The sequence below is a fragment of the Trichocoleus desertorum ATA4-8-CV12 genome, assembly GCA_019358975.1.
Taxonomy (GTDB): Bacteria; Cyanobacteriota; Cyanobacteriia; order FACHB-46; family FACHB-46; genus Trichocoleus; species Trichocoleus desertorum_A.
In genome coordinates, this window is the sequence record JAHHIL010000011.1 from 13,759 (window position 1) to 28,543 (window position 14,785).

The window sequence follows — 14,785 nt, forward strand, 5'->3', positions numbered from 1 at the left end:
AGCTAAGCCTTTTTTGGGCAGTCGATAAAGCATTAGCGATCGCCCTTCACCTAGCGACCCAAGCGATTAGGAATGCCCTCGCAACCACCCATAATTGTGTTTCTAGTTTTGGAACCGCCCCAAGCACAGCAATAGCAGCGTTGTTCTTCAGATAGCTTCGCCCCCGTCAAATCCGCGCTTTCTACGACCGCTCCGGTATGGAGACCAGTGCGATAATCGGGCGGCTCTGTGCGGCTACGGGGAGTAGCGGTCTCAAGGCTGCCATAGTAGAGGCGTGTTCCCTCCAGCTCAGTCCCTTGCAGCTTGGCTTCATACAAAATTGCCCGCGCTAGGTTAGCTTTCACCAAGTCACAGTCATTAAGATTAGCCCGAACTAAGTTGGCTTCACTTAAGTCAGTCCAGCGCAAATCAGTGCCATTCAAGTTGGCCCCAGCTAACATGACGCCCAAATCAATGACTCGAACTCCATGAATTCGGTCTTCTTCGTAGCCACCCGAACCATCTAGAATGGCTCGTCCTAGGCGGCGATCGCGTCTGAGGGGAGTCAGCAGTTTGGCGCGTGAGAGAAAACGAATAATTTTGGCCTTGCCACCCGCATCAACACTGCTAAAAATGGCTGCTGTACGACCTTCGGCGATCGCGCGTTCCTGCGGCCAGTCTTCTAGCAAGCCTTGCTCATCCAACACCAAATCCGAAATGCCCTGGAAGTAAGTGTCAATCGTTTGTTGTTGAGTAATAAGGTTCTGCTGAATCGTTAAATCTTTCGAGATCACGTATTGCCGCCAAGCAATATAGACGGCTAAAACTGCAATCAAAATCTGGCCGAGCGCCCCGAAAACTTCACCTAAGGCTCCAATCGCGTCCCAATTTAACTGACTAGCCCAGGCATCTAAACGCTGGCTGAGCCCACTGAGGCGGTACAAGCCTAGGCAAGCGGCAAGCAGTCCCACCACGCCAACAAAAACTGAGCGCTCTCCCGGTGGCAACAGTTCCGCGATCGCAGGCTGCAAAGCGGGCCATACAACTTGCAAGGATAGTAGCAAAGCGACTAAAGCCCCTGCCCACCCAAACCAAGCATTATTGAGCGCGAACCCGACCAGCATGATCGCGATCGCCGTCAAGATCATGATCGGTGTTGCAGCAGTCGTCGCTGATGAGGTATCTGAACTCCACTTTGAAAGCCGAGTAGAGCGTACCGGGGACTGGCGAGACTGAGGTAAGGAGCTGGTACTCAGAGCTGCTAACGACTGGTTCGCAACTAAATTTTCCTGGAACGGCTGGTTGTTTGACGCTCCGTTGGAGTTATGGGCCACGTGGGTAGAAGCCGATAAACCTGGTTCTGGCGCAGGGGTTGGTGAATGAGGCTCAGATGAATTGGGATTACTGGACATGCTGGTAAGTATGAAGCCTCAAAGACTCCGGGCATGGCTACTGATATCCAAAATAGTAGCCAAAAGCTACGGGTATCCAAAATAGTAGCCAAAATTTGGCTGGGAAGCGATCGCGCTATCCTTTACCACTATCACCGATCGCTCTCACTTAATATTCACTTGTATAAAGAAAGAAACGAGGGCGTACCTATGCACACCCCCGCTGTTCCTTAACCGACCTTCAACGAATTTGAATCGCTTTGAGTTAAATTCCAGGCATTGTTCCGGGTAACAAAATGCCGCCCATAACCACGGGAAGCATGGCGGTTTCTGTACCACTACTAAAGGCGGTGCTACCACCCGTACCAATCGTGGTTAAGTCGAGCGTGGCTCCATCTTGTCCCTCAGTTTGATCCCAAGCGTGGTAGGCAAAACTCACCACTCCTTCAAAGCCCAATTCTGGGCGGAAGCGAATCAGTTGATTGCCTGCTAACAACTGCGCTGACTCTTCGGAAACCTCCGACAGACCTATCCAGTTGTTGCCACTATCGAGAGAGTACTGCCAAGTTCCATTAGCACTATCGGCTTGGGTGATAGCGATACCGACAACAGCGCTTTCGTCCGCATCCGTAACTCGGCTACCTAGTAGGTCAAACACCATATTGCCAGGGCTGTTCAGGTCATCGACAGCGATCGCCCTTAATTGAGGCAATAGGCTAGTTGTGAGCACAGGCGCATCATTAACAGCGTTGACCGCAATCTGTACTGTTGCTGTGGCTGTCGCCTGATTCTCGTCTCGAACAATGTAGGTAAAGCTATCATCACCGTTGAAATCAAGATTGGGCGTGTAGGTGATCAGCCCCTCCTCGGTGAAGGTGACGTTACCTTGGCTAGGCGCAGTAACCGACACAAGAGTCAGCGGGATATTTTCCGCGTCCAGATCGTTAGCCAAGACATTAAAGCTAGCGATCGCTGTGTCTTCGTCGGTGGTAATCACATCATTTGCAGCCACGGGAGGGATGTTCGTATCCCGAATTACAGTCAGATTTACAGTGGCTGACGCAGTAGCCCCAACGCCATCGCGCACTGTGTAGGTAAAAGTGTCACTGCCGCTAAAATCGCGGTCAGGCATGTAGAGGTAGGTGCCATTGCCAAATCCCATCACATTGCCATTGGTCGGTTGATCAAAGCTAATGATGGTCACGGGTTCCCCGTCCATATCTACATCATTCGTGAGTAAGTTAGCGACACTTAGCGTCAGAACGGTATCTTCGTTTGTCGTAAAGGCATCATTGCCCACAATGGGAACGTCATTGATTGAGTTGATCGTCAGAGTGACGACAGCGACAGCCGTAGCATTGTTGCTAGTGCCATCGGTGATGGTGTAAGTAAAGAAATCGGTGCCATTGAAGTTGGGATCTGGCGTATAGACATAGGTATTGGCACCTTGATCGACCAAGCGCCCATTTTGGGTGGGGGTGAAATTCGTAATTAGCAGCGAATTGCCATCTACATCTGTGTCGTTGCTCAGCAGATCGTCAGCCGTAATGGTGAGAGTACCATCTTCATTCAGACTAAAGCTGTTGTTATTCGCGATCGGCAAATCGTTGCCTGGAGCCACAGTGAGAGTTACGGTTGCGACTGCTGTACCGCCGCTGCTATCCGTAACGGTGTAGGTAAAGCTGTCGCTACCATTAAAGTTAGGATCGGGCGTATAGAGGTAGGTACCGTTCCCGTTCACGCTGAGACTACCGTTCTCGGGCTGGGTAAAGTTATTAATCAGCAGCGAACCTTCTACATCAGAATCATTAGCTAACAAATCGGCTGCATTCAAAACCAATGGGGTATCTTCTACCGTAGTGGCGATATTGCTGCTGACAATCGGTAAATCGTTGATCGAGTTTACCAACAAGGTTACGCTTGCTACTGCTGTACCGCCGTTGCTATCCGTAACGGTGTAGGTAAAGCTGTCGCTACCATTAAAGTTAGGATCGGGCGTATAGAGGTAGGTGCCGTCATCGTCTCTGGCTAGACTGCCGCTGGTAGGTTGCGTAAAACTGAGGATCGTTGGCAAGCCATCTTCTACATCTGTGTCATTCGCCAGTAAGCTGGCCTCGGCAAAACTCAGAGATGTGTCTTCGTCTGTGGTAAAAGCATCAGCCCGAGCGATCGCGATATCATTGACAGCTTCTACAGCAATCGTCACCGTGGCACTTGCAGAACCATCAAGGCCATCCGTAATGGTGTAAGTAAAGCTATCTGTACCATTGAAATGGGCATTGGGTATGTAGCGGTAGGTGCCATCCCCATTACCTTCCACCGAGCCATTGGTGGGTTGAGTAAAGCCAATGATCATTAAGTCTTGTCCATCTGGCTCAATGTCATTCCCTAAGAGCAAATCGCGACCGATCGTGAGCGGGAGATCTTCAGTGGCAGAAATACTGTCATTCGTGGCGATCGGGGGATCAGGTAATGGATTCACTAGGACATCCACAGTCGCGATCGCGGTGCCACCATAAGGATCGGCCACTGTATAAGTAAAGCTCTCGCTGCCATTGAAATTAAGATTCGGCGTGTAACTCAGAGTTCCATCGTCATTGATGGTAACGGTGCCATTGGCAGGTTGATCAACACTTGCGATCGCAATTGCATCCCCATTGCTATCACTAGCATTTAGCAAGCCATTGATCGTAACTGCTCCGTCTTCATTCGTCGTCACCGCTTGATTGCTCACGACAGGAACCGTGTTAACCCCCAAGCGATTTTCCGTTTGTCCAAACAAGACAAAATGCTGGAAGGCGCTCTTGAGGCTCCCTGCCGCCACAACTGCTGCCACATCGCCATACCGAGCTAAATAGGCTTGCCCATCAAAGTCAGCACTAGGGCGGCGATTTTCTGTTTCTCCAAACAAGACAAAATGCTGGAAGGCGCTTTTGAAGCTTCCCGCTGCCACAGCCGCTGCCACATCGCCATACTGAGCTAAGTAGTAATTGCTGTCGAACAAGGCCAGTGGGTTGCGTCTTTCCTGTTGACCGAACCTCAAGAAGTGTTCATAGGCACCGCTAAAAACCCCTATTGCAACTGCTTGGGCAACGTCAGGATTTTGCGCCAAGTAGTAACTGCTATCAAACGAGAGGATTGGCTCGCGTCCCTCCTGCTGACCAGACTCCACAAAGTGATCAATTGCACTAGGGATAATTCCAGCAGCGATCGCTTGAGCTATGTCCGGGTTAGTACTGAGGTAATAATTAGTATCAAAAAAAGCACTGGGTTGGCGATTCTCCAAGCGGCCCAACTGGGTGAAATGAGCCAGGCCACTGGTAAATACTCCTGAGGCGATCGCTTGAGCTACGTCAGGATTTGTTTCTAGATAATAGGTTTCGTCAAATAGGTCGGCAAAGTTTAGGCTCATAGAATTCCCCTTCACAAAATCAAAACACTCGGGTAGTCTCTAGCCGAAGACTACGGAAGTCAAAGTTAAATTTATTACTGAGCTTGCTTTCTGTACAGTATTCGCCGTTGCTCTGCAAGAGTAACAATGCTGACTAAAGTACAATACCAGCCAGATTTAACAATCTTTTTGTTTTTTTGATGAAGTCTTTTTGCTTGCAACACAAAACCCTAGGAAGACAAAATGAACAAGGCTAAGGCACTGGAGAGATATGAACAGAATTTTGGGATGGGCAGGACTCGGTACTGGCACTTGTAGCGTTCTCTTGTGGCAAACCCTGACAATGGCAGCACAACCGCTGTACCTGGCCTACCCACCGAGTAATCATGAGACGACCGCCGATCGCATTTTCTTAATTGGCACGGCTGCTCCATCTGGAGAAGTGCTCGTCAACAATCGCCCGATTCAACGCAGTGCGGCTGGGCATTTCGCCCCTACTTTTCCCCTACAAGTGGGTGAGAATACATTCACCTTGCGCTACCAAGAACAAGTGATTCAACTCAAAGTCACCCGCCAAGCCGTTCAGTCAGAAATACCCACTGGGCTGAATTTTGGCAAGGATTCTTTGACCCCAAGCACGGATATTGCTCGTCTACCGGGAGAGTCCATCTGTTTTGGGGCGATCGCTCCACCCCAAGCCCAGGTCAGTGTCAAACTCGGCAACCAAACCATTCCCTTACAGGCCCAAACCCAAGCGATCAATCTGCCAGAAAATTCCGCCGTTTTGACTCAGCAAAATCAGCCCACCGTTGGCTCCGTGAGCGGTCAATATCAAGGCTGCACCACCGCAACCACCCCTGGAAACTTAGGCCAACCTCAATTTCAACTGAGTCTTAAGGGTGCTAGCGCGATGCAATCAGCTCCAGGCAAAGTCACGATTCTGGCACCCAATCCGCTAGAAGTGGCAGAAGTTACAGCCGATTCTGGCACCGCTCGCACAGGCCCCAGCACCAACTATTCCCGCCTGACTCCACTGCCTAAAGGCACAAGATCTGCTATTACAGGGCGCGAGGGCGATTGGTTGCGCCTAGATTATGGAGCCTGGATCAACCAAAAAGAAACGCGCTTGGTGCAGAGTACGGTACCTCCGCGATCGCTGATTCGCAGCATTAGTTCTCGCCAAGTTCCAGGCTGGACAGAGGTGGTGTTTCCCTTGCAAGCCCCTGTACCTGTGAGCGTGCAACAAGGCGATCGCACCTTTACCCTCAATCTTTTCAACACCACAGCCCAGACAGACACTATCTATGTCAACCCGGATCGGTTGATTTCTCGGTTAGATTGGCAGCAAGCCGCTCCCACCCAAACCCAGTACACCTTTCAACTCAAGTCAGATCAGCAGTGGGGCTACAAGTTGCGGTACGAGGGCACCAGCTTAGTATTGTCATTACGACACCCGCCCCAAGCACCTCAGAACTCTAGAAACCAGCAGCCTAAAAACCAACCACTGCAAGGCATCACCATCCTTCTCGACCCAGGACACGGAAGCCCCAATGATTTGGGATCAAGAGGCCCCACAGGTTATCCCGAAAAAGATGCCACTTTAGTCATTTCCAAGCTGGTGCGAGAGCAACTGCTGAAGCGGGGTGCCACGGTCTATCTAACCCGCGAAGGCGATGAAGACCTGTATCCACAAGATCGGGTCAACATGATCCACAAACTAGAGCCTGCGATTGCCCTTAGCCTCCACTACAATGCCCTTCCAGATAACGGAGACGCGATCAAAACTCAAGGAATTTCTACGTTTTGGTACAACACTCAAGCCAACAGCCTCGCGGTGTTTCTGCACGACTATTTAGTAAAAAAGCTCGATCGCCCTGCCTATGGAGTCTATTGGAATAACCTGGCCTTAACTCGTCCCACCGTCGCCCCCTCTGTCTTACTCGAACTCGGTTTCATGATTAACCCAGAAGAATTCGAGTGGATTGTCGATCCTAAAGCACAGCGAAAATTGGCTGAGGCGATCGCGGCTGGAATTACTGAGTGGGTGCAGTCGAGCAAATAGACAATTCAGGAATTCAGCGATCGCTCTCTGGATAGAAAGGGTGGCGATCGCTGAACTGAGTTACTCAATCATCTGTAACCGCAGCATTAACTGCTTACCACGGACCCCAGATGGCAAAAGTGATGCCAGGAGTTTGCATATTAACGAACATCGTTTGACTATCTGGAGAGAAGCAGACTCCAGCAAGCTCTGATGTGTTGAGGGCATTTCTAGCAAACTTATAAAGACTGCCACCGGGAGTGATACCGAGAATAAAGTCTGTTCCATCACCGTCTTCACAGAGGAAAATATCTCGGTTTGGCACAACAACGATGTTGTCTGGATTGTCTAAAACCCCCGAGTTATTGGGCTCAATATAAAGTTCAATAGTATTATTAGCGGGTGAATAGCGCCAGATCTGTCCATCTCCAGAACTACCGCCACTCTTACAGGTGAAGTAAACATAACCACCGCCATAAAAGATCCCCTCTCCACCAGAAAATCTCGCTGCTCCCTTGTTAAATCCCTCGGTTCTGACACTATCAGTTGAGGGATCGGGATTGGCGATCGTCACCCATTCCACTGCTTTCGAGGTATTTTTTGGGAAACCTGTGGCGGTATTGATTCCAGAGAAACCTGTGATCTTTAAAGCGTATAGAGTGCCACCAGCACTCAAGTTAGTTCTTTGGTTAGGAATGAAGCGATAGAACAGTCCATCCCCTCGGTCTTCTGTCATGTAGACATACCCTGTGTTGGGGTCTACAGCAGCAGCTTCATGATTGAAACGCCCCATCGCGGTTAGGGGCACAGGCGTCACAAACGTCGTTGCATTGCTGGGCACTTCAAACACGTAACCGTGCCTCTTAGTGTTGTTGGTTTCAAAGGTTTCCTCACAGGTTAGCCAAGATCCTGAAGGGGTTGGACCACCAGCACAGTTACGAATCGTTCCTGCCAAAACGCCTCGGTGCTCGATTAGAGTGCGAGAGGAACTCACCACCAACTTAGTGCAGCCACCCCTAGCATTGGTGTTGTACTTCTTGGTGTTAGGAGCACCCAAACCATTGCTAGAAGTAGGGGCGAGTTCATGGTTCCGAATGAGAATTGTACTGCCATTAGCGCCTGCAAAGGCACCCATACCATCATGACCACCAGGTACTCTGTAGCCATCGGTCATGGTTTGTCCAGTTTCAGACAACCTTCGGTAGGTAAACCCAGCTGGTAAATCTAATACTCCCTTCGGGTCAGCCACGAGATTACCGTAAGGTCCAGCAGCGATCGATGGTTTAGCATAAAAAGCTTCCAAAGGAGATAACAATACAGCACCCGCAGCCGATGTCCCTGCTAGGGTAAAAAATTGACGTCTTGATAGATTCACTACAGCCTCTTTAGAGTTTTGAAAAGGTTGTTATCACCAGGCAGTTTGATTATCTAAGAAAAATGGGGATTCTTAGTTTAACTAGAGGCTAAGAGAAGCTTATAAAAATCGAGAAAAGTCAGATAGAAAACATACGAATTTCTAATCAACAACTTATTATTAAAAATTGCAAAGGTAAGGTTAAAAACTACAAACTTTAGACTAAAAATAAAACTTATTTACAACAACCGTCTTACGCTTATATTTATTGTGCTTACGTAGTGTTCCGCATAAGATACTCCAATGAGAAATCTGAGACTTATGACAGCCTCTAGTCTATTAGTAATTACTGTATTAATGAGTTTAGTAGGAAACCCTAATCACTCCGTTCTTGCTTCTCAGCAATTTAACTACCCTACTATCTCAAACACCGACTCTTCCGTATGTTATATGAGAACGAACAGTGGCTCGATTCTCAATCTCGATCGCCTCTGCGCTGAAAGAACAATTGAAATAATTCAAACCAAAGATCAGCAATTTCTTGAAGAGTATCTGGGTCTTCTGGAAAGTTCTCCCACGCTTGATCCACAGTTAAAGCAAGTAGCTCAAAAAAATCCTCGTCGCATTCTTCAGACTGCATCAGCTGTGTGCCATGCTTTAAGAACGGGTACTGGAAGCACTTTTTGGGAAAATAAAATTCCAGCAGACAGAGATACTTTAGTGAATTTATCTACTGAGTATTACTGTCGCGAACTCGCCGATTAACCGAGATACTCAAGGAGTAATATAGAAAGGAAAGCATAGAGGAAAATATACCCGCACCACAAGCGCTTTCAAGCAGTCACTTTAGCCATTAGAAATAAAAAATTGCTACCTGAAAACTAGTATTTCCAAGTAGCAATAATTCGCCCAAACATTAACGCAGGTGAGAAGGATCAGGTTGTGATGGATAAGCGCGATCGCTCTCTAGAAATGCCAATACTAAAACATTAAATAGAGAGCAAGTGACAAGCTTAGATTAAGCTCGGCTCCAAGGACCCCAGATGGCATAGGTAATACCAGGGCTTTGAACGTTTAAGAACATGGTGAGACCATCGGGAGAGAAGCAAGCCCCCGCCACCTCAGAGTTATTGAAAGCGTTACGAGCAAAGTGATACAGTTCACCATTGGCATTGACCCCAACTACAAAGTTGTCACCAGGGCCATCTTCGCAGAGGAATAAATCGCCAAAGGGAGAAACAACTATGTTGTCTGGAGCTTGTAAATCAGCTTGCTGGCTCGACTCGACAAACAGAGTCAGAGTACCGCCCTCGTCAGCCGTAGCACCTGGAACATATCTCCAGACTTGGCCCAAAGCGGATGGGCCGCCATCAGTACAAGTAAAACACAACTCGTTATTGCCAAACCAGATGCCCTCACCACGGCTAAAGGTAGCTGCTCCCTTAGCACGACCTTGGAAACGAGTCCCCGTAGGAGCGCGATCGCTGACTGGATCGGGTTCATCAATTGTGACCCACTCAGCCGCAAAAGGTTGACCGACAGGAATCACACGGATAGGTCGATTCCGGGTGAGAACACCTGTGGGAAAGTCTTTGAGCTTCAGCGCTTGCAGAACACCACCTGCCTGTAAGTTGCCAGGTTGGTTGGGGACAAAACGATAGAACAGGCTATCTCCTGTGTCTTCTGTTTCGTAAGCAATCCCAGTGCGAGGATCGATCGCTACAGCTTCATGGTTGAAGCGGCCCATTGCAGTCAAGGGAATTGGGGTAACAGCGCCTGTCGCTTTAGCGTCAACTTCAAAGTTATAACCATGACGCTTAGAGACTTGACCAGGGTTCTCTTCGGGGGTAGAAGTGTTTTCTTCAGAGGTGATCCAAGAACCCCAAGGAGTTACACCCCCGGCACAGTTACGATAGGTACCTTGAATCGAAGGATAGTGGCGAATTAGTTTGCGATTGTTGCCAATGATCAGTGTCGTTGTACCACCTTTGCACAAGGGGTCATACACAGGTGCATTCAAGTCAGAAACTTTGGTGCCAGAGGTGGGGCTGAGTTCATGGTTTCGCACCAAAATTGTGGTACCGTTAGAACCCGCAAAAGCGCCCATACCATCGTGGCCTCCTGGCACCAGCGAGTTGTTGCTCATCACATCCCCGGTACGGGAAAAAGCTCGGTACTGGAAGCCGCGAGGTAAATCTAGAAGACCATTGGGATCAGGAATGAGCGGGCCGTATCCATTGCCAAACACTGACTGTCCATTGGCTTTGCGAGCATAAAGTGCCTGCAAAGGAGACATCACCACTGTGCCAGCAGCACTAGCACCTGCCAGCGCAAAGAATTTACGTCGCGATAAAGCCATGATTTCCTTTCAGTTCTCAGGATGCGTCATTAGCTTAAGCAACGTATTTCATTATCTGGCAAAGGATAGATTAATTTTGGGTTAAAGCTTCCCTATTTTCTCATTTTTTGCAGTATTTCTTGATACTGTTTGCAAGATGGTTTCTGTCGAGTTTTAGTGCGCTACTAAGTTTTGCCCCACAATTTCTTGCTGAAAGCTGAACAAATTCGGGTCTTTGAAGTCAACCCTTGCCCGCAGCCAATGTACATCCGGTGAGCCAAAGGTTTCGACACGAGTAAAGTTTTCGATGCGGCTTTGACTGCGTGAACCGATCAGAGGCTTATCAATGCGGAAGTAATGGCTATCTCCATGCACTAAAACCACAGGCTTTTTGAAGGCTACCGTTTCAGCTTCTAAGGCTGCGAGAAACTCGTTGTACCCAGTCCGGTTGGGGTCGGTAGGAGCTAACTCAAATCCAGGGTTAGCTTGAATAACCAGCATGATGCCTTTGCTGCCATTGCGCTTGGCGATCGCAAAGCCTTCCCGTAACCAAGCTAAATTTGCCGCATTGCGCTCTTGGTATTCAGCGTCAGCCTCTGGAGTGCGACCAAAATTATTGTTGCTGCCCGGAATGTTTAGCCCTACAAATACAATGTTGTTGTAAATCCAACGGACGTTTTCTCTAAATTTGCTGTACTGGGGATCGTTGCTTTGGCGTGTAAGGGCGATCGCGCGCTTCCCTTGACTTTGATTCCCTTGAAAAAAGATTTCCCGCAGCTTAGCCAACCGCTCTAAGGGATCATAGCCGCCATTGTTAGCCCGATGGCAATCTGTCCATTCGTTGTCTCCCGGCACAAAGATAAACGGATGCACAAAGGTATTGAACAAGTTGTAGCGCTGATAAAACGTTTCGTCATTGCATAGAGTCGAGCCGCTCTTAAAGTCACCATCATGAACAATGAAAGTGAGCCGTGCCTTGTTCATATCCTGAATCAGGTTTTGGAACTTACCTTCCTGCTCAGGGTTATAGGGCAAGTCGCCAATTAAGCCAAATTCAAACTTGACCGCCGCTAAACTTTGATTGCCGAAGGGCTGAGCTTCTAGTACAGAGATCAACCCGACCAGCAGCAAAGATACCAAGGCAGCCCAGATGAACCGACGGTTACGACGCATGTTTCTTTCCTCCCACCGATAGATGACACTAAGCGATCAGCCTGAGCTATCAACTTAGGGGATTTTCCTCAACAGGAGGGAAAGAACGTGTTAATGATGCGTTAAGGGTTTAAGCATTGACAGAAGCAAAGTGATACGGACTCGTAAGCTTATCAAGCTGCTGCAACAATAAGCTAAGGAACAAACCCACATCTGTGACGACACCCACCGACTCGACAGAACCGCGATCGCTGAGTTTGGTGACGACAGCGGGGTTGATGTCCACGCACACCATCTTCACACCTGCGGGAGTCATGTTACCCACCCCGATCGAGTGCAGCATAGAAGACAGCATGAGAATTAGATCAGCTCCTTCGATTAGGCGAGCATAGTCGGCCTGAGCTTGCAGCAAATCCATCTGCGTATCGGGTAAAGGCCCATCATCACGAATCGAACCCGCTAGAGAGAATGGCACTCCGTTGCGGACGCACTCGTACAATACGCCACTCGTCACCACGCCTTGCTCCACAGCTTGAGCAATGCTGCCACAGCGACGGATGGTATTGATCACCTTGAGATGATGGCGATGACCACCCCGCACCGAAACCCCTCGCTTCATATCCACACCCAAGGAGGTGCCCATCATAGATTGCTCAATGTCATGAACGGCGATCGCATTGCCACCCAACAGAGCTTGCACATATCCTTGGCGGATTAGATGGGCTAGATGCTCGCCTCCGCCTGTATGGATTACCACTGGCCCCGCTGTGACTACTACTTTGCCACCTTGGTCTCGAATCTTGCGTAACTCCCAGGCAATCTGCTCCACCACAAGCTCAACGCGACGTTCACTAGAAACACCTGCTCCCATGAAGCTAAACTCTTGCACATTACGCTGCTCGCGAGATTCTGTCTTCCGGATGGTACGAATCCCTTCCACGCCGACAACGACGCGATCGCCTACGGCCAAATCTCGCAGCAGTCTGCATTCCGCAACTGGGCCTGTGGGAGTTGAATGCAACACGATCGCCGCATCCATCCGCTGTTTTTGTACCTTCACCCACTGGCACTCCACTCGCACTTCTGTGGGGTAAATCGTGGTGACATAAAAGTCATCAGGAGATACTCCCGCTTGAGTCACCACTTCAAAGTTGATATCACAGGCTTCTTGTGGAGGTGGCACAGCGCCCAGATCAATCAACTGCGTCATGATTGTTTCCATGACTTCATGGGAGGGAGCCGACACTTTCACTTCCGCCGAAGAAGTGCTTTGGCGCTGTTCACCCAAGTTGAAGTTGAGCACTTGGAAGCTACCGCCTGCTTCCACAATTAAATCTAGGGCGCGATTGATCAAGCCAGAATCGAGTAAGTGACCGTCTATGCGAATCACACGGCTCTCTACCGTGGCACGGGCATGAACTTCAACTCGGACAGGTTCGGTGACACGTAGGGTTAAGCACTTGGCTGCCCCCCCCGCTTTGAGAAACTCAGTTAGTGGTGTTTCCAGCACTTCAAAGCCTTTATCAGCCAGACGTTGTTTTAGGCCATCACTGGCTTTGTTCAAGATCACTCTGTGATCTACATTCACCGCGTTGCAAGCGAAATTCACAGCATCGGCTTCAGCAAGAGGAATCCGCTTCTCCTCAGGCACCCGCATTTCAATCACACGGTTGGAATAAGCGTCAAAGGCAGGGGGATAGTAGAGCAAATAGCCTTGGCTGAGCGGGCAGAAGCAAGTATCGAGGTGATAGAAGCGCTCATCCATGAGGCGCAGCGACAGCACTTCAATGTCTAACCACTTGGCTAAATAAGGATGGGAATCGAGTTCGGAGCGGAACCCATACCCCGCCCACAACCAGCGCCCCTCGCGATCGAGTAAGGCATCTCCTGCTCCCTCGAACGGCAGTTCTTTCGGCAATTCATGGACAGTGTACCCCTTCTCGATAAACCACTGCTTGAAGAAGGGTTCTTCAGCTTGCCGTTCTTTATGAAAAAAGCGACTTAAGACCACAGTGTCACCTAAGACCAAACCCGCATTGGCCGTAAACACTATGTCTGGAACCCCGATCTGAGGCTGAATCAAATCGACGATCGCGTATTCTTTGATTAGATGAAATAGGTGCTCCCACTGGTCGGCAGCGCGATCGCGAGAGGAGCGGTGAACATTTCCTTCCATCCAAGGATTAATTACATAGTCCACCTCGTAGTGATCTGGTGAACACATCAAGAAACGAATTGAGGAAGCCATAAATCCAAAGCTCGAATGAGGAATTGACGCAAAACTTTGACGAGCACAAACACAAGTGCAGACAACGAAAAAACTTGGTAAAACTTGCGGTGGGACAACGCCTCTTATTTAGTCTCTGATTGCTAGTAGCAACGAGGCTGGAGTCTATCTTACTGACTCCTACGACCTCAGGTATTGACAGAAAAGCCAACCTTGTAATAGGTTCCTGACTTTCTGACTGTTTCTTTCTCCAGCCTAGATCATTAAAAGTGTCTGTCTACAACCGTATTTATGCGATCGTGCGTCAAATTCCTACCGGAAAAGTTGCTACTTATGGCCAGGTAGCTGAGTTAGCGGAGTTATATGGCAAAGCTCGTTTGGTGGGATACGCGCTTTACCGAGTTGATAAAAATTCAGATATCCCTTGGCATCGCGTGATTAATGCCAAAGGTGAAGTGTCAGAATCACCCCTACGTTTGGGTTCTGACCACGTACAGCGATCGCTCTTAGAAGCAGAAGGCATTCAATTTAGCGCCGAAGGAAAGATTAATTTACGGGAATATCTGTGGCGACCCACCGTAATCTAACAACGTCGGTACTGGGCAGGCAGAATTGATGACTTTTCAGGTTGAGTTAAAGTTGGCTGATGCAGCGATCGCAGTTCCTTCCAGACGTTGTAGCCGCTGTCGGAGTCAGTAATGACAATTTGCTGGTGGTACTCTGATAACCCGTAAGCCAAAGCGTAAGCCTGGTTTTGGCAGGCTATTGGAAATGAAGCGACATAGCTATACAACTGCCCCCCGCTTCGCATTCCTTGTCTCAGACAACCATCAGGGCCCACGAAGGTAAAGTAATGAATTAGAGTTTCAGAAATCGTCAGTGGAGACATGAGAGTGTGAGATGCACGCTTAA

General features: G+C 49.1%; 11 protein-coding genes. 4 read left to right on the forward strand and 7 right to left on the reverse strand.

Features of this window, described 5'->3' with window-relative positions:
• Positions 1–50 precede the first annotated feature (50 nt).
• Positions 51–1,391 (reverse strand): pentapeptide repeat-containing protein, encoded by a 1,341-nt coding sequence (locus KME12_11060; GenBank protein ID MBW4488316.1) that lies wholly within the window; start codon positions 1,389–1,391, stop codon positions 51–53.
• Between the two features lie 33 nt (positions 1,392–1,424).
• On the opposite strand from KME12_11060, the gene KME12_11065 reads away from it, so the two are divergent.
• On the forward strand, positions 1,425–1,604 hold the full coding sequence (locus KME12_11065) for a hypothetical protein (GenBank protein ID MBW4488317.1): 180 nt from the start codon (positions 1,425–1,427) through the stop codon (positions 1,602–1,604).
• A 31-nt stretch (positions 1,605–1,635) separates the two neighbouring features.
• Here KME12_11065 and KME12_11070 read toward each other — a convergent pair whose 3' ends face one another.
• Positions 1,636–4,782, reverse strand: a complete 3,147-nt coding sequence (locus KME12_11070) for a tandem-95 repeat protein (GenBank protein ID MBW4488318.1) — start codon at positions 4,780–4,782, stop codon at positions 1,636–1,638.
• A 250-nt stretch (positions 4,783–5,032) separates the two neighbouring features.
• On the opposite strand from KME12_11070, the gene KME12_11075 reads away from it, so the two are divergent.
• Positions 5,033–6,823, forward strand: coding sequence for an N-acetylmuramoyl-L-alanine amidase (locus KME12_11075; GenBank protein MBW4488319.1), 1,791 nt, complete (start codon positions 5,033–5,035; stop codon positions 6,821–6,823).
• Positions 6,824–6,917: 94 nt separating this feature from the next.
• On the opposite strand, the gene KME12_11080 is transcribed toward KME12_11075, so the two are convergent.
• The gene (locus KME12_11080) at positions 6,918–8,177 is read right to left on the reverse strand and encodes a PhoX family protein (protein MBW4488320.1); all 1,260 of its coding nucleotides are present in this window, start codon (positions 8,175–8,177) and stop codon (positions 6,918–6,920) included.
• A gap of 300 nt (positions 8,178–8,477) precedes the next feature.
• On the opposite strand from KME12_11080, the gene KME12_11085 reads away from it, so the two are divergent.
• On the forward strand, positions 8,478–8,921 hold the full coding sequence (locus tag KME12_11085) for a hypothetical protein (GenBank protein MBW4488321.1): 444 nt from the start codon (positions 8,478–8,480) through the stop codon (positions 8,919–8,921).
• A 253-nt stretch (positions 8,922–9,174) separates the two neighbouring features.
• Here the strand turns inward: KME12_11085 and KME12_11090 are convergent, their stop codons facing one another.
• From KME12_11090 to KME12_11100, 3 genes are all read right to left on the reverse strand, one after another.
• Positions 9,175–10,515 carry a PhoX family protein gene (locus KME12_11090; protein MBW4488322.1) on the reverse strand — a complete coding sequence of 447 codons (1,341 nt, stop codon included), beginning with the start codon at positions 10,513–10,515 and terminating at the stop codon, positions 9,175–9,177.
• A gap of 153 nt (positions 10,516–10,668) precedes the next feature.
• Positions 10,669–11,667, reverse strand: a complete 999-nt coding sequence (locus KME12_11095) for a hypothetical protein (protein MBW4488323.1) — start codon at positions 11,665–11,667, stop codon at positions 10,669–10,671.
• Positions 11,668–11,776: 109 nt separating this feature from the next.
• Positions 11,777–13,894 (reverse strand): TIGR00300 family protein, encoded by a 2,118-nt coding sequence (locus KME12_11100; GenBank protein MBW4488324.1) that lies wholly within the window; start codon positions 13,892–13,894, stop codon positions 11,777–11,779.
• A gap of 248 nt (positions 13,895–14,142) precedes the next feature.
• On the opposite strand from KME12_11100, the gene KME12_11105 reads away from it, so the two are divergent.
• Positions 14,143–14,460, forward strand: a complete 318-nt coding sequence (locus KME12_11105; protein ID MBW4488325.1) for an MGMT family protein — start codon at positions 14,143–14,145, stop codon at positions 14,458–14,460.
• Here the strand turns inward: KME12_11105 and KME12_11110 are convergent.
• Complete coding sequence (locus tag KME12_11110; GenBank protein MBW4488326.1) at positions 14,457–14,762, reverse strand: hypothetical protein; 306 nt, start codon at positions 14,760–14,762, stop codon at positions 14,457–14,459. The two genes, KME12_11105 and KME12_11110, sit on opposite strands and share 4 nt — an antisense overlap.
• Positions 14,763–14,785: the final 23 nt, after the last annotated feature.

Bases quoted from the DNA above. Each gene is read 5' to 3' on its own strand.
- KME12_11060 (MBW4488316.1), bottom strand. From the start codon at position 1,391: ATGTCCAGTAATCCCAATTCATCTGAGCCTCATTCACCAACCCCTGCG.
- KME12_11065 (MBW4488317.1), top strand. From the start codon at position 1,425: ATGGCTACTGATATCCAAAATAGTAGCCAAAAGCTACGGGTATCCAAA.
- KME12_11070 (MBW4488318.1), bottom strand. From the start codon at position 4,782: ATGAGCCTAAACTTTGCCGACCTATTTGACGAAACCTATTATCTAGAA.
- KME12_11075 (MBW4488319.1), top strand. From the start codon at position 5,033: ATGAACAGAATTTTGGGATGGGCAGGACTCGGTACTGGCACTTGTAGC.
- KME12_11085 (MBW4488321.1), top strand. From the start codon at position 8,478: ATGACAGCCTCTAGTCTATTAGTAATTACTGTATTAATGAGTTTAGTA.
- KME12_11090 (MBW4488322.1), bottom strand. From the start codon at position 10,515: ATGGCTTTATCGCGACGTAAATTCTTTGCGCTGGCAGGTGCTAGTGCT.
- KME12_11095 (MBW4488323.1), bottom strand. From the start codon at position 11,667: ATGCGTCGTAACCGTCGGTTCATCTGGGCTGCCTTGGTATCTTTGCTG.
- KME12_11100 (MBW4488324.1), bottom strand. From the start codon at position 13,894: ATGGCTTCCTCAATTCGTTTCTTGATGTGTTCACCAGATCACTACGAG.
- KME12_11110 (MBW4488326.1), bottom strand. From the start codon at position 14,762: ATGTCTCCACTGACGATTTCTGAAACTCTAATTCATTACTTTACCTTC.